23 protein-coding genes are annotated in these 25,005 nt (G+C 67.5%); 13 read left to right on the top strand and 10 right to left on the bottom strand.

The genetic code is table 11. From position 1 onward, the window contains the following. Positions 1 to 166 precede the first annotated feature (166 nt). From AB0I94_RS35745 to AB0I94_RS35735, 3 genes are all read right to left on the bottom strand, one after another. Positions 167 to 325 (bottom strand): hypothetical protein, encoded by a 159-nt coding sequence (locus AB0I94_RS35745; RefSeq protein WP_363313922.1) that lies wholly within the window; start codon positions 323 to 325, stop codon positions 167 to 169. 8 nt (positions 326 to 333) lie between these two features. Next, positions 334 to 921: an RNA polymerase sigma factor gene (locus AB0I94_RS35740; protein WP_363313921.1), complete on the bottom strand. Its 588-nt coding sequence runs from the start codon at positions 919 to 921 to the stop codon at positions 334 to 336. Between the two features lie 100 nt (positions 922 to 1,021). Continuing rightward, positions 1,022 to 1,870, bottom strand: a complete 849-nt coding sequence (locus tag AB0I94_RS35735; RefSeq protein WP_363313920.1) for a hypothetical protein — start codon at positions 1,868 to 1,870, stop codon at positions 1,022 to 1,024. 199 nt (positions 1,871 to 2,069) lie between these two features. On the opposite strand from AB0I94_RS35735, the gene AB0I94_RS35730 reads away from it, so the two are divergent. Next, positions 2,070 to 4,847 (top strand): FG-GAP-like repeat-containing protein, encoded by a 2,778-nt coding sequence (locus AB0I94_RS35730; RefSeq protein ID WP_363313919.1) that lies wholly within the window; start codon positions 2,070 to 2,072, stop codon positions 4,845 to 4,847. Between the two features lie 265 nt (positions 4,848 to 5,112). Here AB0I94_RS35730 and AB0I94_RS35725 read toward each other — a convergent pair whose 3' ends face one another. The 4 genes from AB0I94_RS35725 to AB0I94_RS35710 form a co-directional block, all read right to left on the bottom strand. Beyond that, positions 5,113 to 5,700, bottom strand: a complete 588-nt coding sequence (locus AB0I94_RS35725) for a hypothetical protein (RefSeq protein WP_363313918.1) — start codon at positions 5,698 to 5,700, stop codon at positions 5,113 to 5,115. A gap of 94 nt (positions 5,701 to 5,794) precedes the next feature. Next, a complete protein-coding gene (locus AB0I94_RS35720; protein WP_363313917.1) occupies positions 5,795 to 6,301 on the bottom strand; it encodes a hypothetical protein in 507 nt (168 codons plus the stop codon). A gap of 244 nt (positions 6,302 to 6,545) precedes the next feature. Next, positions 6,546 to 7,403, bottom strand: coding sequence for a DUF4328 domain-containing protein (locus AB0I94_RS35715; RefSeq protein WP_363313916.1), 858 nt, complete (start codon positions 7,401 to 7,403; stop codon positions 6,546 to 6,548). Positions 7,404 to 7,488: 85 nt separating this feature from the next. Next, the gene (locus AB0I94_RS35710) at positions 7,489 to 9,087 is read right to left on the bottom strand and encodes a glycoside hydrolase family 20 protein (protein ID WP_363313915.1); all 1,599 of its coding nucleotides are present in this window, start codon (positions 9,085 to 9,087) and stop codon (positions 7,489 to 7,491) included. Between the two features lie 246 nt (positions 9,088 to 9,333). Here AB0I94_RS35710 and AB0I94_RS35705 point away from each other — a divergent pair, with 246 nt between their 5' ends. The 5 genes from AB0I94_RS35705 (at position 9,334) to AB0I94_RS35685 (ending at position 13,550) form a co-directional block, all read left to right on the top strand. Then, complete coding sequence (locus AB0I94_RS35705; protein ID WP_363313914.1) at positions 9,334 to 9,984, top strand: 2-oxo-4-hydroxy-4-carboxy-5-ureidoimidazoline decarboxylase; 651 nt, start codon at positions 9,334 to 9,336, stop codon at positions 9,982 to 9,984. Between the two features lie 149 nt (positions 9,985 to 10,133). Beyond that, positions 10,134 to 10,514, top strand: a complete 381-nt coding sequence (gene sdhC, locus AB0I94_RS35700; RefSeq protein ID WP_351172838.1) for a succinate dehydrogenase, cytochrome b556 subunit — start codon at positions 10,134 to 10,136, stop codon at positions 10,512 to 10,514. 6 nt (positions 10,515 to 10,520) lie between these two features. Then, complete coding sequence (locus AB0I94_RS35695; protein ID WP_363313913.1) at positions 10,521 to 11,009, top strand: succinate dehydrogenase hydrophobic membrane anchor subunit; 489 nt, start codon at positions 10,521 to 10,523, stop codon at positions 11,007 to 11,009. A 16-nt stretch (positions 11,010 to 11,025) separates the two neighbouring features. Further along, a complete protein-coding gene (sdhA, locus tag AB0I94_RS35690; RefSeq protein WP_363313912.1) occupies positions 11,026 to 12,780 on the top strand; it encodes a succinate dehydrogenase flavoprotein subunit in 1,755 nt (584 codons plus the stop codon). Next, on the top strand, positions 12,780 to 13,550 hold the full coding sequence (locus tag AB0I94_RS35685) for a succinate dehydrogenase iron-sulfur subunit (RefSeq protein ID WP_363313911.1): 771 nt from the start codon (positions 12,780 to 12,782) through the stop codon (positions 13,548 to 13,550). The genes sdhA and AB0I94_RS35685 overlap by 1 nt, the downstream gene beginning before the upstream one ends. Positions 13,551 to 13,629: 79 nt before the next feature. Here AB0I94_RS35685 and AB0I94_RS35680 read toward each other — a convergent pair whose 3' ends face one another. Further along, entirely contained in the window at positions 13,630 to 14,250 is a 621-nt protein-coding gene (locus tag AB0I94_RS35680) for a Uma2 family endonuclease (RefSeq protein ID WP_363313910.1), read from the bottom strand. A 64-nt stretch (positions 14,251 to 14,314) separates the two neighbouring features. Continuing rightward, positions 14,315 to 14,785 carry an ATP-binding protein gene (locus AB0I94_RS35675; RefSeq protein ID WP_363313909.1) on the bottom strand — a complete coding sequence of 157 codons (471 nt, stop codon included), beginning with the start codon at positions 14,783 to 14,785 and terminating at the stop codon, positions 14,315 to 14,317. 249 nt (positions 14,786 to 15,034) lie between these two features. Here AB0I94_RS35675 and AB0I94_RS35670 point away from each other — a divergent pair, with 249 nt between their 5' ends. The 7 genes from AB0I94_RS35670 to AB0I94_RS35640 all read left to right on the top strand — a co-directional run bounded on the left by AB0I94_RS35670 (position 15,035) and on the right by AB0I94_RS35640 (position 24,353). Further along, positions 15,035 to 15,862 carry a helix-turn-helix transcriptional regulator gene (locus AB0I94_RS35670; protein ID WP_363313908.1) on the top strand — a complete coding sequence of 276 codons (828 nt, stop codon included), beginning with the start codon at positions 15,035 to 15,037 and terminating at the stop codon, positions 15,860 to 15,862. 11 nt (positions 15,863 to 15,873) lie between these two features. After that, the gene (locus tag AB0I94_RS35665) at positions 15,874 to 16,071 is read left to right on the top strand and encodes a DUF397 domain-containing protein (RefSeq protein WP_363313906.1); all 198 of its coding nucleotides are present in this window, start codon (positions 15,874 to 15,876) and stop codon (positions 16,069 to 16,071) included. A gap of 57 nt (positions 16,072 to 16,128) precedes the next feature. After that, positions 16,129 to 16,776, top strand: coding sequence for a hypothetical protein (locus tag AB0I94_RS35660; protein ID WP_363313905.1), 648 nt, complete (start codon positions 16,129 to 16,131; stop codon positions 16,774 to 16,776). A gap of 247 nt (positions 16,777 to 17,023) precedes the next feature. After that, on the top strand, positions 17,024 to 17,674 hold the full coding sequence (locus AB0I94_RS35655; RefSeq protein WP_363313904.1) for a hypothetical protein: 651 nt from the start codon (positions 17,024 to 17,026) through the stop codon (positions 17,672 to 17,674). A 5-nt stretch (positions 17,675 to 17,679) separates the two neighbouring features. Beyond that, positions 17,680 to 18,768 carry a hypothetical protein gene (locus AB0I94_RS35650; protein WP_363313903.1) on the top strand — a complete coding sequence of 363 codons (1,089 nt, stop codon included), beginning with the start codon at positions 17,680 to 17,682 and terminating at the stop codon, positions 18,766 to 18,768. A 70-nt stretch (positions 18,769 to 18,838) separates the two neighbouring features. Then, on the top strand, positions 18,839 to 23,356 hold the full coding sequence (locus AB0I94_RS35645) for a DUF6531 domain-containing protein (RefSeq protein WP_363313902.1): 4,518 nt from the start codon (positions 18,839 to 18,841) through the stop codon (positions 23,354 to 23,356). A 526-nt stretch (positions 23,357 to 23,882) separates the two neighbouring features. After that, a complete protein-coding gene (locus AB0I94_RS35640; RefSeq protein ID WP_363313901.1) occupies positions 23,883 to 24,353 on the top strand; it encodes a VOC family protein in 471 nt (156 codons plus the stop codon). Positions 24,354 to 24,380: 27 nt separating this feature from the next. Here the strand turns inward: AB0I94_RS35640 and AB0I94_RS35635 are convergent, their stop codons facing one another. Then, positions 24,381 to 24,935, bottom strand: a complete 555-nt coding sequence (locus tag AB0I94_RS35635) for a MarR family transcriptional regulator (protein ID WP_363313900.1) — start codon at positions 24,933 to 24,935, stop codon at positions 24,381 to 24,383. Positions 24,936 to 25,005 lie beyond the last annotated feature (70 nt).

Raw genomic sequence — 25,005 nt, 5'->3', positions numbered from 1 at the left:
CTTCGTGGTTGTCGTGGTGGGCCTGATCGCCGGACTCGCGGCGTACGCCGGTCGGGGGAGCGGCACCGCGCCCCCTATAAGGGGCGCGGGGAACTGCGCGACCAGCCACCACGCACGTGCGGGCGGAAGAGCATGGGAAGCCCCCGGCCCCAGCCCCCCGCCCCCCTCAACCGCGCCAGTCGTCGTAGGGGCGGGTCGGCGGGGGAGGCTTTGGGGCTGTGCTGCGGGCCGAGCGGAACGCGGCGAGCGCCCGGCGCTGAGCCTCCGCGTCGAGCTGGTCGGCGCGAATGGCCTGCGCCAGGAGCCTGGCGAGGGCGGCAGCCACCGGCTCCCTCATCCCGCACCGCCCAACTGCCGGGCAAGACGCCGAAGCCCACGGTACGCAGCGGTCCGTACCGCCCCCGGCCGTTTGCCGAGGACCCGCGCGGCCGCCCCCGCGTCCAGACCGACCACGACCCGCAACAGCACCGCCTCCGCCTGGTCCCGCGGCAGCCCGGCGATCAGCGCGAGCGCCTCCTCCGTGGAGATCGACTCAAGGGCCTGCTCCGACGTGCTGTGCGGTCCGGGGAGATCGAACATGTCCTGTTCGAGGGAGGACGGGCGCGGCCTGGCCTTCTGGCGCCGCAGGTGGTCCAGGGCACGGTGGCGCGCGATGGTCGCCGTCCAGCCGCGAAAGCCCGCGCCGTCACCCCGGAACCGCCCCAGATCACGGGCGATCTCCAGCCAGGCCTCCGCCGCGATGTCCTCCGCCGTCTCACCGTCGTGGCCGACCAGACCCCGCAGATAGCCGACGAGCCCCGGCTGCACCAGGCGGTAGGCGACCGCGAAGGCCGCCTCGTCACCCTCCTGCGCCCGCGCGACAGCGGCGCCGAGCTCCTCGTCCCGCACCCGTGCGCGACGGGGTTCCCCTCCTCGACCCACGCTTTCCCATCCGTACCGACGCGACACAGCTCACCGTGTCCGTGCCCCCACGCTGAGCTGCGCCAGGGCCGACAGAAATGTCACAGGTGCGGACGGCGTCTCAGACCTCGAACAGCGAACCGCCGCCCGCGCCGAGCACTTCGATGTCGACGACCAGGGAAGGGTCGGGGGCGTGCGCGGCGACCGGCTTGTCGTAGTCGGACATCCGCATCTCCATCAGCTCGTCGCCCCGCTTCTGGGTCATGCCGACGATGTACGGCTTGTCGCCCGCCGCCAGATAGACCGTCATGTCGTGCCCGCCGTCCGTCGCGGCGAGCGGGGTGACCTTCTCCCCGTGCCACTGCCTGTCCGGCAGCGCGCGGGCGCCCTTCAAGTCGGCGTCCTGCCCCGAGCCGCCGAGCCGGCCGAGCGTCTTGTTCAGGTCGCACACCTTCGTCGGCGAGGCCGCGCGCGCACTCGCGCCGGCCTTCGGCAGCTTCATGTACTTGCCGCGAGCCAGGGCCGTCCGCTCCCTCGCCTTGGCCGCGATCTGCGGGCCACGCGCCACGGCGGCGTCGCGGATCGCGTCGAGCGACTCGTCCGCGAACCGTACGTACGCCTCCCCGCCGCCGATCATGAGCAACTCGCCCTTTCGCAGGGGCCCCGAGTCGAAGGTGCCCGTGCAGTTGTTCCGTCGGTCCATGTGCACGGAGACCTCCTGGTGCCCCTTGGGGCTATTCATCTCGACCCCGATGCGCAGGGATTCGGCGTTCTTGAGGAGCCCCATGGCCTCGCTCGCGAGCCGGCCGCCCCGCACCTCGTCGGCGGGGGCCGGCGGCTGTGCGGGCGTCCGCTCGACCAGCCCCTCGTACACCTTTCCCTCCGCGCCGCAGGACGCGATCGCCCCCATCGCGAGACAGCAGGCGACCGCGCGCGCCCATCGGCGTCTCTTCAGCACTCCAGAAACCACGGCCCCCACCCACACTCCTCGTTCACACCTGTCAGCTGACTCAGCGCAATGTCCGGTCCATCTGTCACACCCCTGCGGTGCGGGATACGTCACGTCACATTTCACCCGCCCACGTACAACCGTTTGATCCTTCGGGCAGTCGTACGCACTCGCTTTGGTCAACCGGATCTGCCGGTAATTTCGTTGAGGGGTGGGGCATTTGAGCCCGCGCAAACCGCGCGAAGCAGCGCGAAGCACGCACGCGTACAGACCACTGAGTCTCAAGCGCAGGGCGTGGCTGACGATCGGGGCCGTCGTCCTTGGCGGCGCGGGGGCCGTCACGTACGCGATGGCGGACCCCTCGGACGGGGACCGACCCGACGACGTCTCACGCGGCAAGCGACCCGTGAGCGTGCACGACATCGCGCTCAAGTCCGACGGCGCCAAGGAGAAGGAGCTGCCGCGCACGTCGACGGAGCAGTTCTCGCTGCTCGGTGTCTCGTGGACCGGCGTGACCAAGGAGCTGGAGGGCACGGCCCAGGTCCGCACGCGCTCCATCGAGAGCGACAAGTGGACCGGCTGGCAGCACCTGGACCTGGAGCTGCACCTGCCCGAGAAGGCCGAGGCGGGCATGCGTGCCGCGTCCGAGCCGCTGTGGGTCGGCCCCTCGGACGGCGTGGAGGTCCGCGTGGTCGCGGCGGACGGCACGTCAAGTGCCGTGCTGCCCAAGGGACTTGAGGTCAACCTCGTGGACCCGGGTGTGACCTCCAAGGAGGCGAACAACCCGGCACTCGACGGTTCGGCGATGGCGCCGGTGGCGTTCGCGGCGGACGAGACCGTCCCGCCGACGCCCGAGCCGAGCGCCCCCGCCTCGCCCGCGCCGTCGGAAGCGCCCTCACAGGAACCCACGGAGGCCACGGAGGCGCCCTCTTCGCCGGCCCCTTCGGACCCCGGCACCGAGCCGCCCACGTCCCCGGCCCCCACGGGCTCGCCGACGCCCGACCCGGAGCCCACGGTCCCGTCGGCCCCGCCGTCCACCGTCACCAAGCCGCCCGTGATCAGCAGGGCGGCGTGGGGCGCGGACGAGTCGCAGGTCGAGGATCCGCCGGAGTACATCGAGAAGGTCAAGGCGGTCTTCGTCCACCACACGGTCGGCACGAACGACTACAGCTGCGCCCAGTCGCCGTCGCTGGTCCGCGGCATCATGGCGTACCACGTGGAGACCGAGGGCTGGAACGACCTCGGCTACAACTTCCTCGTCGACAAGTGCGGCCAGGTCTTCGAGGGCCGCGGCGGCGGCACCGACCTGCCGGTGCGCGGCGCGCACACGTACGGCTTCAACGGCGAGTCGGCGGGCATCGCGGTCCTCGGTGACTTCGAGGGCAACGAGTCCCCGGCCCAGGGCGAGACGTACAAGAAGGCGGGCAAGCCGACCCGCGCCGCGCTGGAGTCGGTCTCCCGCGTCGCGGCCTGGAAGCTGGGCCAGTACGGAGGGGACCCGGCGGGCAAGGCCACGCTGACGGCCGCCGACGACACGGGCGTGTGGAAGAAGGGCGACACCCCCTCCCTCAACACGATCTCGGGCCACCGCGACGGCTTCGCGACCCTCTGCCCCGGCAAGAACCTGTACTCCAAGCTCGGCGAGATCCGCCGCTACGCGACGAGCGCGGGCCGCAACTCCGCTGTCCCCACCGCCGACTTCAACCGTGACGGCATCACGGACCTGGTGGCGGGCACGCCCAAGGCGTCCGGCGGCGTCGGCACGCTGACGATCGTCCCCGGCGGCCTGGACGGCCCGGTGGCCGGGTCCAAGAAGACCCTCACCCAGTCGAGCCCCGGCGTCCCCGGCGCCTCGGAGGCGGGCGACAACTGGGCCGCGGCCACGGCGTGGGGCGACATCAACGGCGACGGACACGCGGACCTCGCGATCGGCGCCCCCGGCGAGGACGACGCCACGAACAAGGACCGCGGCGCGGTCACGATCCTCTACGGCCCCGCATTCGACACCGGCACGGACATGCAGCTGGCGGACGACTTCCACTACCCGGGGGCCAAGTTCGGCTCGGCCGTGGCGGTCGGCGACTTCAACGCCGACGGCAAGGCGGACGTCTTCTCGGCGTCCACCGGCACCGGCGGCACGTGGGCGGCGCGCTTCAAGGCGGGCAGCGAGGTGGGCGGCACCCTGACCTCGGGCGACACGGCCATCTCGTACGCCGATGCCGCCTCCGGCGACTTCAACCGTGACGGCTACGCGGACGTGGCCCTGAACTACCGCGACCAGGCCGGAGCCGGCAAGGTCCAGTGGTTCAAGGGCACCAAGTCGGGCCTGAGCCGGGTCGGTTCGCTCACCGTCAAGGGCGGCCGTTCGCTGGCCGTGGGCGACGTGAACGGCAACGGCTACGACGACCTGGTCATCGGCCAGCCGTACACGGCCGAGTCCGGCGCGCACGCGGGCGGCCAGGTGACGGTCGTCCCCGGCACGTCGACGGGCTTCACGACAACAGGCCTCAAGACGGTCCACCAGGACACGTCCGGAGTCCCGGGGGCCGCCGAGTCGGGCGACGCGATGGGCTGGTCGGTCTCGGCGGGCGACTTCAACCTGGACGGTTACGCGGACGTCCTGACGGGCGCCCCGAACGAGGACATCACGCGTTCGGGTGCGGCGAAGAAGGACGCGGGCACGTCGCTCCTCCTGAAGGGCACGTCGTCAGGCCTGACGGGCACGGGCGCGCAGGCGTTCAGCCAGGACACGGCGGGCATCACCGGCTCCACGGAGTCGGCGGACCGCCTCGGCTCGTCGGTGCTCCTGACGGACCTCTCGGGCTACGGCCGCGCGGACCTCGCCATCGGCGTGGACGGCGAGGACACGGGCAACGGCACGATCCTCCAACTGGACGCGGGCGCTTCCGGCATCTCGACGTCGAGCGGGGTCTACTACGGCCGCACGCAACTGGGCACTCCGGCGGCGGCACACCTGGGCCAGCTGCTGACGCCGTAACCACAGCGCGACACCTGTGCGCCGTGCCGCCCCCCGCAGGCGAGGGGAGCGGCACGGCGCTCGGCGTTGTCCAGGGTGGGAATCTTCCGCACGGGGTCGGCCACTGGAGCGGCGACGACGGCGGCCCCCTCACACTGCAAGAAAATCCCGCGGACACGCCGAACTCCGTGGGACTTCTCTGCGGGGAGCCCCACAAGCCGGGTCGTCGGCCGTCCTCGGTCGGTCGTCGGCCGGTCCTCGGTCCAGGCCCGCAGGCCCGCCCCCCTCAGACCCTGCTCCCCCGCTCCCGCCGTGACACCACGGCTCGCAGGACGCGGCGTCCCTCGGTCGACACGTCCAGCGCCTGTCGTAGGCCGCCGGCGCCCGCGGCCCGGTTGGCGAGCAGTTCCAGGATCCGTACCTGTCGCCTCAGCTCGGCGGCGACCAGCGGTGACACCCCTTCCGTGCGGCCCTCGCGTCGGGTGGTGAGGGCCGCTGCCCGAGTGCCTCCGTCCGGCACGGTGTCGAGCAGCCGGTGGACCTGCAACGCGGCGACGGAGCAGGCGTCGGCCCATTCCCGCAGCTCGGCGGCCGAACGCCGGGAGGGCGTGGCGCCGAGCATGCGGTAGACGAGGATGCTCGCCTCGTCCGCGGAGGGGTCCTCCAGGACGTCCGCGCCGCCCAGCGTCACCCGCGCCTCCGCGAGCGCCACGTCCCAGGCCCCGTCCTCCGCGAGGCTCCCCCACAGCGGGCGCAGCACCTCGTCACCGCCACCGAGCAGCGGCACACACCGGTCGAGGCAGGCGAGCCCGCTCGCCGCCAGACCTCTCTCGTCGGCCTCCGCAATCAGCTCGACCAGACTCGCGCCGCCCATGTCGTACGCCTCTCGTAGCGGACTATGCACGTCCCCTACTGCGTCCGGGCCCCCGGGAACGTCACCGCCACCGCGTACGCGCGCCCCTCCAACTTCACTGCGGCACCACGCCGAGCCGGTCCAGGAAGCGGAAGAAGAGCTCCTCGGCCGAGGGTTCCGCGGCCGCGTTCAGCACGTCGATCAGCGGTCCGGGCGCCACCGTCCTGCCCGACTCCGCCGCCCAGGTCACCGCCCGGTCCGCCGCGTCGCGCGGCTCCAGGAAGTAGTCGTCCAGGCTCAGGCCGTCGTCACCGAGGTACCCGGCCATCGCGTCGCGGGCCAGGCACGTCGTCCATACGCCGCTCTCCGGCGCGGCGGCCTCGATGACCACGCAGTCGCTGTCCATGACGTATCCGAAGAGGGCGGGCGAACCCGTCTCCAGGGCCAGGGTGTTCATGTTGCCGACGTCACGCGTGCCGTCGCCGCCGGGCACCTCCCACACCTGCCAGCCGTCGTTCCGCCGGACGAGGAGGCTGAGCTCGTCCCGCACCTCCGCCACCGTCGAGAGCTCCGCGAGCGGCCGCTCGCTCCTGCCCACGACGTAATAACCCCAGTAGCCCATCCTCGCGTCCCCCCGTGTACTCGGCTCTGCTCAACTTCGCCAGACTCAACTGCGCCCGACTCAACTACGCCCGGCTCAACTGCGCGCGACGGCTGCGCGCGACGGCTGCGATCACCTTTGGCCGAATACACCACAGATGTAGGCAAGTTCGCCACCAAAAAGCCGAAAACGGATCTCACCGACCACCGGCCACCGGACACCGGCAGCCCGTCACCGACCACCCCTCACCGACCACGCGGACCCCTCAAGCGGAAGCGTGCCCGCTCAGCAGCGAGCCGCCCGTCCTGCCGCCCGTCCTCGCCTTCGCGTCCTGCATCCGCGTCAGGCGGCGTACGAACAGGATCGCCAGGACCGCGGCCGCGATGTCCATGACGTCCGCGAACATCATCTGGGAGAGCGCCGCGTCGACCTCGTCGGCCTCCTCCGCGTCCCAGTACGCCGACGTCGCCCACCGCCCGACGAAGAGGTTCGCCACCCACAGCGTCCACCAGCCGTTGATCAGCGGATGCGTGCCGCGTGCCGAGGAGTCGCCGAGGGTCATCGTCCGGTCCAGGGCCACCGAGCGCTCGCCGCTCGCGTCCCAGATGTCCAGCGCGATCCGCCGCGGGAACCACAGGTTCACCACCGGCACGAACCAGCCGCCCACCGCCCAGCCGCGCGTCTTGCTGTGGATGTACGGCTCGAACACCTCGGCGTTCACGCGGACGCGGTGGAACCAGCAGAGGAAGACGGCACAGGTCGCCACCAGCGCGCCGGTCTGCAGCCAGCCGGAGACGGCGTACAGCGTGTCGGCCCGCTCGGCCTCCCCTACCAGATCCGGTCCGGGGCCCACCGCGTACCGCGCGCTGAGCAGATCCTCCATCACGCCCTGGACGACCGTGCCCGCCCACAGCGAGTACAGGTCGGCGGCGATCACGACCCCAAGGAGCGCGACGGTCGCCCAGGCCAGTCCGACGGGCGAGCGGAGGTATGCGGGACGACCGCCGGACGCGTACGGCAGACGGGGCTCGGGCTTCGACGCGGTGGCGGCCACGGTGACGCAGACGTCACAGAGGCCTTCCGACGTCGTCGCCGTATTGAACTGACATTGCGTGCACAGCATGGCTGAGCGGCCCCCCACGGGTTCGAACAGGTCAACGAATGAGGCCGCCCGCGTCCCTCCCCAGGGCGCCGACGGCCTCCGGAACCTATCCCACCTGATCGGCCAGCTTCACGAATGCTTCCCAGGACAGCCCCGGTTCGCGCGCGTCCCACAGCTTCTGGACCGTCGCCCGCAGCGGCATCCGGATGCCCTGCGCCACCTGCGCCTGCGTCTGCGAATTGGCCAGGTCGCACCAGACCGCGAAGGAACCGCCGAGGATCTGGTCGTCGTAACGGGCGTCCACCGGCTTCGTGCCGCGGATCACCAGCGGGGTCCACTGCTCGTAGATCCGCTGACCGGTCGGATAGCGGAAGGCGTTGGGCTGGCCGAGGACGTAGTAGAGGTACTCGTCGTTGTAGTTGATGACCTTCCGGCCCTCCTTCAGATACTCGACCGGCTCCCTCGCCCCGATCTCCTTGCCCGTCCAGTACGCGACGTCGATGTCGTCGTCGGCCTTCTCGACACCGCCGCTGAAGAACCCGTCGTTCCAGGCCCTGAGTCCGCGCTCGTAGGGGCGCATGGTCTCGGCCCTGTCGTTGAGCCAGCCGGTCGCGAGGTCCTCGACGCGGGCGTCGGGCCCGTACTTCTCGCGGGCCGCGGATGCCAGTTGCGGGTAGCTGGCCTCGGGGTCGCTGACCGTGAGGGCCTGGTACTCGTCGGCGCCCAGATGCCAGTAGCGCCCGGGGAAGAGGTCCGCGTACTCCTCCAGGAGATCGTCGACGATCTCCGCGGCCAGCGGCTTGGAGATGTCGACCGCGCCGCGCGCGGCGACGCCACGGGTGTCGCGGAGCTGGAGCGAGGGGTGCGCGGCGATGACCGTGCCGAGGTGGCCCGGCGAGTCGATCTCGGGCACGACGGTGATGTGGCGACTGGCCGCGAGCTTGAGGATGCGGCGGACCTGCGCCTTGGTGAGGTGGTCGCGCGAGACGATCTCGGGGTGCGAGTCCGACTCGATGCGGAAGGCCTGGTCGTCGGAGAAGTGCAGACCGAGCTGGTTGTACTTGAGGTCGCCGAGCTCGCGGATGCGGTCCTCGATCCATTCCGCGTCGAAGTGCTTGCGCGCGATGTCGATCATGAAGCCGCGCTGCGGCTTGGCGGGCTCGTCGCGTACGACACCTTCGGGCGCGGTCCGGTCGCCGCGCACCTCCTGCTTCAGGGTGCGGGTCCCGTAGAAGACGCCCGCTTCCTCGGGGGCGGTGATCTTCACCCGCTGCGCCTTCACGGAGAGGGAGTACGACTCGTCGCGCTCCTCGGAATCGTCCTCGGTGAGCGCGAGCTCCACGTCTCCCTTGCGGGGGTCGGCGTCACCGGCGTACTTGAGCTTCAGCTCACCGGCGAGCAGCTTGCCCTCGTCGGCGAGATCCTCGTCACCCACGACGACGCGCCCGCCGTCCCGCGGCTTCCATCCCGGCCCGCGCGCCGCGCTGTGCTCGCGTACGGCGGGGATGGTGGCCGGCGCCTCGGAGAGGGGGTAGGACTTCGTGGGCTTCGTGGGCGAGGGGGTCGGGGAGACGGCGGCCTTGCTGCGGGAGGGAGAAGCCGCGGGCGCACCACCGCCCCCGCCGCCGGGCCAGACGGCCACGGCGAGCACGACGGCCCCGGCGACGAGGCCCGCGGACGCGAAAGCGAAACGCCGCTGGATCATCGGTTACCGCCTCGGAGGCCGCGGGCCGCCGCACGGCGAAGGGGCGTGCGGATCACGGCACGGGGACCGGCTGCCGGAGGAACGTGTGGGCGGGCGGGAGACGTCCGTCGCGAAGCGGCGGCGCGGAGAACCCCCCGGCGAGCAGCGGGGGCGAGACGAGCAGCACAGGCGGCAGTCATCGGGCCACGGTAAAACGGCCCCCGCAGAGGTACCGTCCACCACGCGAAGCGAAACTCTCCCATCCGGGTGAAATTCACGCATCCGTCAGACAGTCCCCACCAAGCCTCGCTAGCGTTACGACACATCCCCACACCTCCCTCGTCGATACCCCCTGCCCTGGAGCCCCCGCTGCCCCCGCACCGTTCACCAAGCCCCCCGGCTGAGCCGAGCCGTGACCCGGCGGACCCGAACCGTGCCCCGGAGCAACTGAACACCGCGGAGCCCGGCGCGGCCGAAGCCGCGCTGCTCACCTGCTGCGGCAGCACCCTGTGGGCCCGCCGCCTCGTCGCCCACCGGCCGTACCCCGACCTGGGGGCCCTGCTCGCCGCGTCCGACGAAGCGGCGTACGACCTGCCGTTCGCGGACCTCGCCGAGGCCCTGGCCTGCGAACCCCTGCGTCCCGTCCTCCCCCGGCAGGAGACGTACACCGCGGCCCACACCGCTCTGCGGGCCGCGCACGCCGCGTACGAGAGCCGGTTCGGTCACGCGTTCGTCATCTGCCTGGACGACGTCCCGCCGACCCAGGCCCTCGACCATCTGCTCGCCGGAATCCGCGCCCGCCTCGCGGGCGACCCGGAGGAGGAGCGGGTCATCGCGGCCGAGGAAATGCGGAAGCTGGCCCGCGGGCGACTCACCCGGCTCGTGCACGACCTGAATAGCCCGTACGTGCCTGTTTGACTGCCTGTTTGATCACACCGGGCTACCCCGCGCGAGCGAACCGACAGCGCGTCGATACGATGACGAGCGGCCGGTGGACCGTACCCGGCCGGGCCCGTCCGACCACCCAAGCCGGCTGGCCCCAATCCCCGCTCCCGGAGGGTTCTGCCGTGCCGGCTGGAACGCTGTACCGCGGCCGGGAAGGAATGTGGTCCTGGGTGGCTCACCGAGTCACCGGCGTCCTCATCTTCTTCTTCCTGTTCGTGCATGTGCTGGACACCGCTCTCGTCCGCGTCTCCCCGGAGGCGTACGACGATGTCGTCAGCACCTACAAGACGCCCCTCGTCGCACTCCTCGAGTACGGCCTGGTCGCCGCCATCCTCTTCCACGCGCTGAACGGCCTGCGTGTCATCGCCGTCGACTTCTGGTCGAAGGGCCCGCGCTTCCAGAAGCAGATGCTCTGGACCGTCATGGGTATCTGGGTCGTCCTGATGGTGGGGGCGCTCTACCCGGTCCTCGGCCACGCCGTCCGCGAAGTCTTCGGGAGCTGACGCCTGATGTCCGACACCACGCTCGAAAAGTCCGGAGTGGGCCCCGTCGAAGGCGCAGGCGCCTCGCTCTACGACGTCGACAACCCGGCCCCCATCATCGAGGCGCCGCGCAAGCGCACCTCCAAGACCCCGCGCTCGACCCGCGGCAACTTCGAGATGGCCGCATGGCTCTTCATGCGCCTGTCCGGCGTCGTCCTGGTCGTCCTGGTCATCGGCCACCTGCTGATCCAGCTGGTGCTCGACGGCGGCGTGAGCAAGATCGGCTTCGCGTTCGTCGCCGGTCGCTGGGCCTCGCCGTTCTGGCAGGTCTGGGACCTGCTGATGCTGTGGCTCGCGATGCTGCACGGGGCCAACGGCCTGCGCACGGTCATCAACGACTACGCGGAGCGCGCCAACACGCGCCTGTGGCTCAAGGGCCTGCTGTACACCGCCACGGTGTTCACCATCCTTCTGGGCACGCTGGTGATCTTCACCTTCGACCCGAACATCCGCTAAAGCCGAGGCGAACCCAGTGAAGATTCACAAGTACGACACTGTCATCGTCGGCGCCGGTGGCGCGGGCATGCGCGCGGCCATCGAGGCGACGAAGCGCAGCCGCACCGCGGTCCTGACGAAGCTCTACCCGACCCGCTCCCACACCGGCGCGGCGCAGGGCGGCATGGCCGCCGCGCTCGCCAACGTGGAGGAGGACAACTGGGAGTGGCACACCTTCGACACGATCAAGGGCGGCGACTACCTGGTCGACCAGGACGCCGCCGAGATCCTGGCGAAGGAGGCCATCGACGCGGTCCTCGACCTGGAGAAGATGGGCCTGCCCTTCGGCCGTACGCCCAAGGGCGAGATCGACCAGCGCCGTTTCGGCGGTCACTCCCGCAACCACGGCGAGGCTCCTGTCCGCCGTGCCTGCTACTCGGGCGACCGCACCGGCCACATGATCCTCCAGACGCTGTACCAGAACTGCATCAAGGAGGGCGTGGAGTTCTTCAACGAGTTCTACGTCCTGGACCAGCTCCTCGTAGAGGTCGACGGCGTCAAGAAGAGCGCGGGTGTGGTCGCCTACGAGCTGGCCACCGGCGAGATCCACATCTTCCAGGCGAAGGCCGTGGTCTACGCGTCGGGCGGCACCGGCAAGTTCTTCAAGGTGACGTCGAACGCGCACACGCTGACGGGTGACGGCCAGGCGGCCTGCTACCGCCGCGGTCTGCCGCTGGAGGACATGGAGTTCTTCCAGTTCCACCCGACCGGCATCTGGCGCATGGGCATCCTTCTGACGGAGGGCGCCCGCGGTGAGGGCGGCATTCTCCGCAACAAGGACGGCGAGCGCTTCATGGAGAAGTACGCGCCGGTCATGAAGGACCTCGCGTCGCGAGATGTGGTTTCGAGGTCGATCTACACGGAGATCCGAGAGGGCCGCGGCTGCGGTCCCGAGGGCGACCACGTGTACCTGGACCTGACGCACCTCCCGCCGGAGCAGCTGGACGCGAAGCTCCCCGACATCACGGAGTTCGCGCGCACGTACCTCGGCATCGAGCCCTACACGGACCCGATCCCGATCCAGCCGACCGCGCACTACGCCATGGGCGGCATCCCGACGAACGTCCAAGGTGAGGTCCTGGCGGACAACACCACGGTCGTCCCGGGTCTGTACGCGGCGGGCGAGGTGGCCTGCGTGTCGGTCCACGGCGCCAACCGCCTCGGCACCAACTCGCTCCTGGACATCAACGTCTTCGGCAAGCGCGCGGGCATCGCCGCGGCGGAGTACTCGGCGAAGAACGACTTCGTGGAGCTCCCGGAGAACGCCGAGGAGCTGGTCGCCGCCCAGGTCGAGCGCCTGCGCGACGCCACGGGCACCGAGCGGGTCGCCGAGCTCCGCAAGGAGCTGCAGGAGACCATGGACGCCAACGTCATGGTGTTCCGTACGGAGCAGACGATCAAGACGGCGGTGGAGAAGATCGCGGAGCTCCGCGAGCGCTACCTCAACGTCTCGATCCAGGACAAGGGCAAGCGCTTCAACACCGACCTCCTGGAGGCCATCGAGCTGGGCAACCTGCTCGACCTGGCGGAGGTCATGGCGCAGTCGGCCCTGGCCCGCAAGGAGTCGCGCGGCGGTCACTACCGCGAGGACTTCCCGAACCGCGACGACGTCAACTTCATGCGCCACACCATGGCGTACCGCGAGGTCGGCGACGACGGCACCGAGTCGATCCGTCTTGACTACAAGCCTGTCGTCCAGACCCGCTACCAGCCGATGGAGCGTAAGTACTGATGGCAACCCCGACCCTCGACAAGGAAGACGCCAAGCCCGAGGCCGGCTTCGCCGACTCCCCGTACATCACGGTCACCTTCCGCATCCGCCGCTTCAACCCGGAGATCTCGGCGGACGCGACCTGGGAAGACTTCCAGGTGGAGATCGACCCCAAGGAGCGTGTCCTCGACGCCCTCCACAAGATCAAGTGGGACATGGACGGGTCGCTGACCTTCCGTCGCTCCTGCGCCCACGGCATCTGCGGCTCCGACGCCATGCGCATCAACGGCCGCAACCGCCTGGCCTGCAAGACCCTGATCAAGGACATCAACCCGTCCAAGCCGATCACGGTCGAGGCCATCAAGGGTCTGACGGTCCTGAAGGACCTGGTCGTCGACATGGACCCGTTCTTCCAGGCGTACCGCGACGTCATGCCGTTCCTGGTCACCACCGGCAACGAGCCGACGCGCGAGCGCCTGCAGTCGCCGGAGGACCGCGAGCGGTTCGACGACACGACGAAGTGCATCCTGTGCGCGGCGTGCACGTCGTCGTGCCCGGTCTTCTGGAACGACGGCCAGTACTTCGGCCCGGCGGCGATCGTCAACGCGCACCGCTTCATCTTCGACTCGCGTGACGAGGCGGGCGAGCAGCGCCTGGAGATCCTGAACGACAAGGACGGCGTGTGGCGCTGCCGCACGACGTTCAACTGCACGGACGCGTGCCCGCGAGGCATCGAGGTCACGAAGGCGATCCAGGAAGTGAAGCGGGCGTTGATCACGCGGCGTTTCTGATTTCTTCTTGATCGGCCGTACGTAGCTGTGGGCCCCGCTCCTGGTTTCGCACCAGGGGCGGGGCCTTCACCTTTCGCCGTCAAGGCCGCCCAGGGCGGCGGTCCACGGCGGTCAGGTCGATCTCGACGTCGAAGGGCGAGGAGACCTTGAGCCGGTCGTGGAAGATGCCGGTGAGCCCGTAGGACTTCGTGGCCGGGTCGAGTTCGAAGACGTAGACGACCGGGAGGCCCTTCTCCTCGTCCTGCTCGACACGCCAGAAATGCGGGACTCCTGCTTGGGCGTATTTGCGGGGCTTGACCTCACGGTCGCGTTCGCGGGAATCGAGAGAGACCACTTCGACGGCGAGGAGGACGTCTTCCGGCTTGTACCAGGTCTGCTGGGGTCCCGTGTTCCCCTCGGCCTGAAAGACGAGGACGTCCGGCTCCGGCCGGTTCTTCGAATCCAGCTTGACGGCCATCTCCCGCATCACGTCCAGGTGCAGCGGTGCTTGCTCCAGAAGGCTGTTCTCCAGAAGACGCATACAACGTCCGTGGAAGACGGTCTGCGGACTCATAAAGACGAGACTCCCGTCGATCAACTCCGTGTGCGGCGGGAGGCCCGGAATCCGGTCGAGGTCGTCAGCGGTCCAGCCCTCGGCGGGCGGAATCGGCCAGCGGTACGCCGACTCGTCTTCGAGCCCGTTCCCGGATGCGGCGCTCATGATTGCTCCCATGCGACGGAGTCTCGCCTTGCGCCTCAGAGTACCGAGCGGGAATCCCGGAGCCTCACTCACTCGAGTACGGGGCGTGCCACTCCGCCCAGACCTCCTTGCCGCCGGCGGCACGGCGGCCGTTGATGAGGACGTAGTGCCCCCAGTCGTCGGCGCAACGGCGGAGGAGCCAGAGGCCGCGCCCGCGCTCGGAGTCGACGTCACTGATGCCGGGGGACGACGGCGGCAGCTGCGGACTGCTGTCCCAGACACTGAGGCGGAGACTGCTCCGGGTACGGGCGAGACGTACGGCGACGGAATCGCGCGTGCAGGCGAGGGAGTTGGTAACCAGCTCGGAGACGACGAGCTGGACGTTGTCGAGAACGGCGGGGTGTACGCGGTAGCGGGTGAGGACGGCGCGCACGTGGGCTCGGACGATGCCGGGGCCGAGGGGGGTGTGGGGGATGCGGAGGGCGTACTCCCAGTCTCCGTCGTTGTCATCGTCGGCGGGAGGGGCGAGTTGCTTGAGCAGGGCGATTTTGGGCATGGCCGTAACTCCTCTTTGAGGTACGGGGGTTGGGTGGGGGTGAGTCGTGTGGCGCCGGGTGGTGGCTTTGCCGCCGTCGTGCTGTTCTGCGTAGGCAGGGCGGTGCACTTCCGCAATCTCGACACCACATTAAGTAGTTGGCGCAATACTGAAGGTAAAGGAACGGGAGTAGACTTACTACCTATTCCGTCAAAGTGTGACCCTTACGAGTGAGAGGCGGCGGGCTTGCCACCGAGAGCAGCAGCAACCGTGAGGCAGCAGCGCATCGGCGCCGAACTGCGCAAACTGAGAGAGAGGGCAGGCCTCAACGCCCGAGAGGCGAGCGAGCTGCTCAGCGTCAACGCGGCACGCATGAGCGCAATCGAGTCGGGACGCTTTGGCGTCAGCGCGGATCGCGTACGCGTGTTCGCCCGCAACTACGGCTGCTCGGACGAGGCCTACATCGACGCACTGGCCACTATGACCGCAGGGCGCGGGCGAAACTGGTGGGACGAGTACCGCGAAGTTCTGCCGTCAGGACTGCTCGACCTGGCCGAACTGGAGCATCACGCGATGGCGATCCGGACGGCACAGATCGCCCACGTACCCGGCCTGTTCCAGACCGTCGACTACGCCCGACTGGTTTTCCGCCAGTCCATCCCGAAGCTGACACCGCCCGAGATCGAATACCGCATCACGCACCGCATCAAGCGCCAGGCCATCCTCTACGGAAATGCCCCGACCCCTTACGCGGCGATCATTCACGAGGCCGCCTTGCGTATGCGGTTCGGCAGCCGGGGCGCAACGCGCGAACAGCTGGAACGCATCGTCGAGATGAGTGAACTCGACCATGTCACCGTGTCCGTGATCCCCTACGAAGCGGGCATCTTCCCCGGTGCGGGACAGACGGTGCTGTACGCAGAGGGCCCTGTCCCCTACCTGGACACCGTGCAGCTCGACGCCGAACATGGATCCGTATTCCTGCACGCGGATCTCCAGTTGGAGAAGTACCGCACCTTCATGACCTACTTCGAAGCGGTGGCCCTGAAGGAAGCCGCTTCACGCGACCTGATCCACACGATCATCCGCGACCTCTGAAAGGCAACGAAGTGAACGCCCTCCACTGGCAGAAGTCGTCCTACAGCAGCGAGGGAAACAACTGCCTCGAACTCGCCGCCACCCCGGACAAGACGACGCGGCTACGCGAATCCGACGAGCCGGCCATCAACCTGACCTTGCGACCCGCTTCCCTCACCGCCCTGCTGAGGGCGATACGCCAAGGAGCCTTCGAAAGCGGCCACGCATAGCCCCAGAGATAGCGTTAGTTCACTCGCATAACCCCCCACCCCAAACGGGAGCCCAGAGTGAACCGCCCCATCCGTCTCATGACGGCCGCCCTTGTCGCGTCCACTGCCCTGCTATTGACCGCGTGCGGTTCGGGCGGCAGCGACAATGACACCGCCGACAAGGTCAAGGGGCCAGGCGACGGGGACGAGAAGGCGTCGGCCTCCGCCGGGGCAACGTCGCAGCCGGACGGGTCCAAGCGGCCGGAGATCAAGCTGCCCAAGTCTTTCCAGGTCGATTTCACGGGCTGGAAGAACAGCGACCCGGAGCTGCAGTCCATCATGGATGACGGCAAGGAGCGCCTCCTCTCCTCGTACTCCGCGATCATCAAGCGGGACCCGCAGTACGACGGCTTCACCTTCTACAACACCAGTGACGCACTGCGTACCGGAACTACGTGGGTCAAGCAGTTCACGGACGACAATCTGACCCTTATCGGCAAGGGGCGCGTCTTTCAGCCGCAGCCGCGCATCAGCCCCGACGGTTCCGGAACGCTCTTCTACTGCGTCGACGAGAGCAAGGGTTCCACCAAGGACCGCGAGACCGGAGAAATCACCACGACCCCCGCCAAGACGGCCTTGGTGCTGTACCGGACCAAGCTGAGCAAGACCGACGAGGGCGTCTGGAAGACCACGATGGTCCAGACCGAGCCGGGAGCCTGCAAGTAAGACGGCCGCTCGTGCCGTAGTGATGGGTGTTCCTGTGGGCTGACATAGAGCCACGACAAGCCAGTGATCGACTGTGGGCCCCGTTCCCTTTTGGGAGCGGGGCCCACAGTCGTACGTGCTGTCCAATGCAAAGCGCGACGGTATCCGGTTGGTGCTCTCAAGGGACGCGCGGATAACGTGTGTTCGGTTGCAACTTCCCCCCATGCACGTACACCCGCACCCGCATCACCCCACGGGAGAGTCCAGAGTGAACCGTCGCCCCATCCGGCTCCTGACGGCCGCGATCACCGCGTCCGCGGCCCTGCTGTTGACCGCATGCGGATCAGGAGGCGACGACAAGGACTCCTCGGACAAGATCGAGGGTGCGGGTGACGGCGGCTCGAAGGCTTCCGCTTCGGCCGCCCCCTCGAACGGGTCCGGCAAGGCCGGACGTCCGACGATCAAGTTGCCGAGCTCTTTCAAGATGGAGTTCGTCGGCTGGACGAACAGCGACCCGAAGTTGCAGGCGATCCTGGACGACGGCAAAGAGGCGCTGCGCGCCGATCACGCCGCCATCATCGAGGGCGACCCGGACGCGTCGTACGTGAAGTTCTACAACAACCCCACCTCGGAGGCATCGTCCAAGAAGTGGATCAAGGGTTTCGTCGACAAGGACCTGACGCTGACCGGCGAAGCACGAATCTCCAAGCCCCAGGTCCGGATCAACAGCACAGGCTCGGGGATCTTGTTCTACTGCATGGACGAGAGTAAGGGGTTCACGAAGAACCTCAAGACGAAGGAAGTCGTAGGCACGCCCAAGGACCAGAGCCCGCGCGTGCAGTACCAGACCCGGCTCGACCGCACCAAGGACGGTGTCTGGAAGACGAGTTCGTCCACAACGAAGCGTGGGGGTTGCTGATGGCCATGCGCACGACCGCAAGGCTCGCCGCACTCCTGGCCTGCTCCGCCGCAGCGCTCGTCGCGTTCTCCCCCAACGCACACGCGTGGGGCGAGGGCGACCCCGGCAAGCAGCCGGCGCCCCCGGCAAACAAGCCGTCTGGCGATGCCGCGGGAAATACGCTCACGGCCGGAGCCACGAGCATCACGGTCAAGCAGGTCAGCGGCGGCAAGCGAGGTGGTACGTCCGCCAGACCCGTTACCCCGGTTGACCCGAACTGGCAGCCCCCGCCTTGCTGGTACGAGCCGGTGGCGACGCCTGAGGAGCTGAAGGCCGGTGTCGAGAAGGTCAAGAAGGGTGAAGGCCGTGATGCCGGAACCATCCCTGTAACGCCGTCCCTCGGCTGGGGCAAGGACCTCATGGTGGACCACTATGAGAAGGGGAAGACCCAGTCTGACGGCGCCGACGGGTACAAAAACTTCAATATCGGCAAGAAGGGCATGTTCTGGCGAGGGGTCATGAATCCCGACGTCGAGGACACGTTCGAGACACGCGACTGCGAACAGCTCCTCTTCTGGCAGAACGCCAACACAGTGCCCGACATCCCGAACGCGCCCTCGCCCGAGGTCCTGGCCAGCTACGCCTACAACAAGATCAAGGTCCCGGGCACCAAGGTCGAGTTGAAGCCGGAAGGCAAGTCGACGGTGAACCTGCCGACCTGGGTATGGCTGGACAAGGGCGCCTTCGAGGACGTCAAAGTCCGCGCTGAGCTGCCCGGTACGGGGATCTGGGCGGAGACCACGGCGAAGCCGAAGAGCCTCCACCTGGAGCCGGGCACAGCGGACGCGCAAACCTTCCCCGCGTCCGGCGAGTGCAAGGTCAACGACGACGGCAGCATCGGCACTCCGTACACGAAGGGCTCCTCGAAACAGAACCCGCCGTGCGGCATCGCATACCTGCGCTCCACCAACGGCAAGCCGTTCCAGCTGAAGGCGTCCATCACCTGGGAGATTACGTGGGAGGGCTCCGGCGACACCGGCGGCGACCTTCCAAACGGAACCTTCGACGGGACTCAGGGCATCAACGTCCAAGAGATCCAGTCCATCAATCGATAGACAACGCTACGAGCACAACGGGGGTTGCGGTATGGCGGGGAATCGTCCGGCGGATTGGCATGTCCTTGACTTGGACAAGGACCCGACGCCCGGGGACCCGGACAGGGTCCGCAACCTCGCCAAGAACCTGCATGACTTCGCCGATGACGTCTCGAAAGTCCTCCGTGACATCAAGGGGATGGCGGGCGAGGACGCGATCCTCACCTGGGCGGGCAAGACGGCGAAGTCCTTCACGGCGGAGTTCGAGGACGCGCCGGGCAAGCTGAAGAAGCTCAAGAAGAGCTACGAGATGGCCGGCGACGCCCTCTCGGCGTACTGGCCGGAGCTGGAACGCTCCCAGGCCCTCGCCGACAAGGCCCTCGCCCAGGGCCGCGAGGCACAGACCAGCCTCAGCGCCGCCCAGTCCCGCCTGACCTCGGCCGACTCCTGGATGGACCGCGCGGGCAAGGAAGCCGACAAGTACAAGGACGACGACGGCGGTTCCAAGGCCGGCAAGGACGTCCCCAAGCCGGACCCGGACAAGGTCAAGGCCGCCACCCGCAACGCCGACTCCGCCCAGAAGGCCCAGACCGCCGCCAAATCGGACGTCTCCGCCGCCAAGAGCAACCTCGACGCGGCGAAGAAGATGGCCGAGGACGCGCGCAAGATGCGCCAGAACGCGGCCGGCACAGCGAAGAAGAAACTCGAAGAGGCCTCCGACGCGGGCATCCAGAACCGCAAGTGGTGGGAGGAGGTCGGCGACTGGGTCACCGACAACTGGGACACCATCGTCGCCGTCTGCAAGGTCGTCGTCGCCGTCCTCGGCGTCATCGCGCTAATCGTCGGCGGCCCAATCCTCGGCGCCATCGTCCTCATCGCCGCCCTCGTCGTCCTCGCCGACACCCTCAACAAATACGCCAACGGAGAAGCCGGGCTACTCGACGTCGCCTTCGCCGCCCTCGACTGCATCCCCGGCATGAAGGGCATCACCTCTGCCGCCAAACTCGCCAAGGGCATGAAAGGCCTCAAGGCAGGGCTCAAGGGGCTCAAGTCGGCGCGGGGAGCGCTGACGAAGGGCGCGAAGGGTGCGTTCAACCGCATCAAGAGCAAGATCAAGGGATGCGGTGACCCGGTGGACGTGGCCACCGGGCAGATGTTCCTGAGCGAGGACGATGTCACCCTGCCGGGTACGCTACCGCTGGTCTTCACCCGTCGTGTCGCCTCGGGATACCGCACCGGCGGTTGGTTCGGGCCGACTTGGACCTCCACCGTCGATCAGCGCCTGGAGATCGACGAGGACGGCGTCGTGTTCGTCACTGAGGACGGCATGCTCCTTGCCTATCCTCACCCCGAGGGGCCATGCGCTTCCGTTCTGCCCGACTCTGGCCCGCGCTGGCCACTGGAGCGCCTGGACGATGGTGGATACCGCGTCACCGACACGGTCACCGGGCACCGTCGATACTTCGCCCCGCCCGTCGATGACGTAGCGCTCCTGGTGCGGATATCCGACCGCAACCACAACAGCATCGATATCGACCACGAGGCCGATGGCACCCCGCTGGCGATCCGCCACAGCGGCGGCTATCACCTCAAGTTGGCCGTGGAGGACGAGCGCATCACCATGCTGAGTCTGGCGGGTGCCGCCGAGGACGGCGCCGACGCCTTGATCAAGCGATACGGCTACACCGACGGCAACCTCACCCACGTCATCAACTCCTCCGGTCTGCCCCTGAAGTTCACCTACGACGAACGGGTTCGCATCACGTCGTGGGAGGACACCAACCAAAGTCGTTACACCTACGCCTATGACGACCAGGACCGCTGCATCGCACAGCAGGGGATGGCCGGGCACCTGGCCAACACCTTCGCCTACGACATGAAGGACCCCGCGTGGCCCGGTTGCCGCATCACGGAGGCCACCACGGCCGAGGGCGCCACCTTCCGCTTCGTCATCAATGACCGCTGCCTGGTCGTCGCCGAGATCGACCCGCTGGGCGGCATGGTCACCACCGCCTATGACGCCCACCAGAACGTGGCAGCCACGACAGACCAACTCGGGCACACCACTCATGTGGTGAGCAATGAACTGGGACAGCCCATCTCGGTGACCGGCCCGGACAACACTGCCGTGCGCTACGACTACAACGATCTCAACCTCGTTACGGCCGTTCACCTCCCCGACGGCACTTTCTGGGAGCGGTCCTACGACGAGCGCGGCAACTGCATCGCTGTCCGCGATCGGTCAGGGGTCGCCACTCGCGCCTCCTACACCGAGTCCGGTCATTCCCTTGCAGTCACCGATGGGTTGGGCTTTGTCACCACCGTGCGCTGCAATCCTGCGGGGCTACCGCTTGAGATCACCGATCCGCTAGGGGCGACCACAACATACGAGCGGGACAGCTTCGGTCGTCCGACGGTCATCACAGATCCCACGGGCGGCTGCACCCGCATGGAATGGACGAGCGAGGGCAAACCAGCTCGTTCGACCGCCCCCGACGGCTCCACGGAATCATGGACCTTCGATGGAGAGGGCAACTGTCTCAGCTATACCGACCAGCTGGGACAAGTCTCCCGTTCTGAGTACACACACTTCGACCTGGTCGCGGCCCGCAGCCGTCCGGACCGCTCGCGCACCGAGTTCGTCTACGACGCGTCGCTGAGGCTTACCGGCGTCGTGAACCCGCAGGGGCTGACTTGGAGTTATGAGTACGATCCCGCAGGGCGCCTGATATCTGAGACGGACTTCGACGACCGCACACTTAAGTACACATATGATGCAGCCGGCCGCCTCTCCTCCCGCACAAATAGCATCGGCGAGACAGTCTCCTTCGAATACGATGCGCTTGGCCGGATCATCCGGAAGGATTTCGCCGGAGCCGTCACCACCTTCGCCTACAGCCCTCTGGGGCACTTGACCCACGTCACTGGACCGGACTCCGAAGTTCTGCTGCGGCGTAACCAATTGGGGCAACTGCTCTCTGAGACCGTCGACGGACGCACCGTCTCCTACACCTACGACGGAGCAGGGCGCCGCTCGAGCCGCACCACACCCACAGGTGCGACCAGTGCATGGACCTACGATGCTGTGGGTAATCACGCTCAGCTGACCACCTCCGGCCAGGTGATTGTCTTTCAGCACAACCCTGAAGGCCGGGGACTTTCCTGGCGGGTCAACGGGAAACTTACGCTGGATCATGCCTTCGATGAATTGGGGCGCCTCAGCGCGCAGTCGGTAATCACCCACGACGGCACACCGGTCCAGGGCCGCACCTATTCCTACCGATCCGATGGCAATCTCACCCAAGTCGGTGATCAACTATCCGGTACGCGCAGCTTCGATCTGGATTCTACCGGCCGTGTTACGGCCGTCCACGCCGATAAGTGGACTGAGACCTATGCCTACGACCCAGCCGGTAATCAAACCCATGCAATCTGGCCCGACAACCACGCCAGCCACGAAGCCACTGGCGCGCGCACCTATTCCGGCACTCGCATAACTCGTGCTGGACAAGTCCGGTATGAGCATGACGCTCTCGGCCGCATCACTCTGCGGCAGAAGATCCGTCTCTCTCGAAAGCCTGATACGTGGCGCTACGTCTGGGATTCCGACGATCGCCTCACGGAGGTGACGACTCCCGACGGCACACGCTGGCGATACCGCTATGACCCGCTCGGCCGCCGCACATGCAAGCAGAGGCTCGCGAAAGACGGCGAATCCGTTGTCGAGCAGACTGACTTCACCTGGGACGGAAGCACCCTCTGCGAGCAGACGATGTCCGCCGTCGACTTGCCTTATCCGGTCACGTTGACCTGGGACCATCAAGGTCTGCGCCCTATAGCCCAGTCAGAGCGCATCGCGGCCGTAGATTCCCCACAGGATGAGATTGACTCTCGCTTCTACGCGATCGTCACCGACCTCGTCGGCACCCCTACTGAACTCGTCGATGACCAGGGAAACGTTGCTTGGCACTCGCGGAGCACGCTCTGGGGAACCACCACGTGGGACGAAAAGAGTACGACATACTCCCCGTTGCGCTTTCCCGGACAGTACTTTGATCCAGAAACTGGACTCCACTACAATTACTTCCGCCACTATGACCCCGAAACGGCTCGATATCTTACCCCTGACCCTCTCGGCCTGGCGCCTGCACCAAATCCGAACACCTACGTCCAGAACCCTCATACATGGATTGATGCGCTTGGACTCGCACCCGATGACTGTGTAAAACCTGTTCCCATTTATCGAACACCGAAAGCCAAGGATGCGGCTTACGAGCGGGCGCACGGCCCCAATCCGGCCAATCATCAGCCAGATGTTGAAATCGCACCAGGTGTCATGTCGGACGGGAAAATATACTTTGGCGAGCGCGGAGTTGCCGCAGAATACATGAGCCCAACAAACAGTAACTTCGCGAACGGGATGGTTCGCTACGACATGCACCCCGATTTTCTCAAGGAATTCGGCCAGAAGCCGTACGCACAAGTCCATGACTGGAAGGGTCCGAATGGATCTCCGCGGATCGAGTTCGAGATCCCGGTCGATAAACTTGATAGATTCAACGAGTTGACACTCGATAAAACATGGGTACCCATGGGCGGAAGAGGTTGAGGAAATGGTTGTCAATCATCAAGAGCTCGATGTCACGATCAGGGTGGTCAGTCCGGTTGGATCCTTCGTAAACTTCGATGGGCAGGAGGGGTTCATCGACCAGACCAAGCACCCATCTTGGTGGTCTGATGTAGAGCCTCCCAAGGTGGGCGATCGAGTTCACGTAGTTGTTCTGGACGATTCCAGGACTCCGCCTCGCCTAAGCGCCCTCGAGGATGACATCGAGATCGGGAGAAGACTCCGTGGGAACGGAGCCTGATCTCCTGAATGCCCCTCCGGCTCAAACACGAAGCCCTCCCCGACGGCAGCGATTCCGAGGTCGCCGAGGCCATCAGCACGGCCACGCGTCAGCAAGGGCTCCGGCGACCTCCCGAACGGCCCCGTCGGCGGGACGCAGGACACCCAGTCGATCAAGACCTTAGCCGCAAAGGCGACCGAGCACCCTGGCGGGTGACGCCGACGTCCATGTGGCCGTCAAACAGCGACAGTAAGGCTGAATTCGGGCCGGCCGATCTACTCTGACGGGATGTCAGACAACCAGTCCGTCGGCCTGTCCGTTGACCAGTCCGTTCGTCAATCCGGTGAGCAGTCGACCGACTATCAGTCGACCGAACTGCTCGGGTTCGACAACGTCCTCCTCCCCGTCGGCGACCTCGGCGAGGCCGTCGGCTTCTACGAGCGTGCCGGGTTTCCCGTGGCGCACCGGATCGACGAGATCGGGCTCGCGATTCTGAAGGTGGGCAAGGAGACGCCCGGGATCTTGTTGCGGGTGGAGGAAGGGGTCGAGCATCGGCCGTCGGCGTGGGCCACGCCCCGGGTGTGGCTTGAGGTGCCCGACGCGCGCGGTGCCGGGCGGGTCCTCGAGGACGCCGGGGTCGAGCTGCTGGCCCCGCCCTTCTCCGTCGCCACCGGGTACACCGTGGAGTTCGCCGATCCGTGGGGGAACGTCATCGGGTTCACCGACTATCGCAAGCGGCCCGAGCTGGCTCGGAGTTAGCCGGTACTGGGGCCCCTGGGGCGCGCGTCACTTCCACTGCGCCCCGCCGCCCTCCTCCGCCACCACCATGATCCGGCGCAGCATGTCCGAGAGCTGCGCCCGCTCCTCCTTGGGGAGAGCACCGAGGAGGCGGTACTCCTCGTGGCCCAGGACATCCATCGCGCCCAGCCAGATCGACCTGCCCGACTTCGTCAGTTCCACGTCGACCCGGCGGCGGTCCGTCTTCGACGGTGTGCGGTGGAGCAGGCCGCGACGTTCGAGGCCGTCCAGGCGGCCGGTCACGGACGCGGGGGCCAGGTCCAGGTCGGCGGCCAGTTCGGAGGGGGTCGCGCGGCCGCCGCGGCCCGCCAGTTTGTGGAGGGTGTCGAACTCGTGGCGTTCCAGGTCGAAGTCGACCAGGGACTGCTCACGGACCCGGCGCAGATGCACGGTGAGCTTCTTCATGCGGGTGACCGCGCCCTCGACGTCCGGGTCCAGAGCGGGAAGCACCGGCAGCCAGCGCTCCACGTGACCGTCGGTCCAGTCGCGCGGCGGCGGCCCGACGGCATCGTCCTTCTCGTCCTTCTCGTGCTTCCTTGCCATACGTGGCAGCCTACTTCGGGCTTCCTGACTTCCTTCGGTCTCGGATATTTCGGTAGCGAATAATTCGTTA

It is taken from the genome of Streptomyces sp. NPDC050147, from assembly GCF_040660195.1.
Classification (GTDB): domain Bacteria; phylum Actinomycetota; class Actinomycetes; order Streptomycetales; family Streptomycetaceae; genus Streptomyces.
The sequence above is the reverse complement of the archived record's forward strand: the minus strand, read 5'-3'. Positions and strand labels throughout refer to the sequence as shown.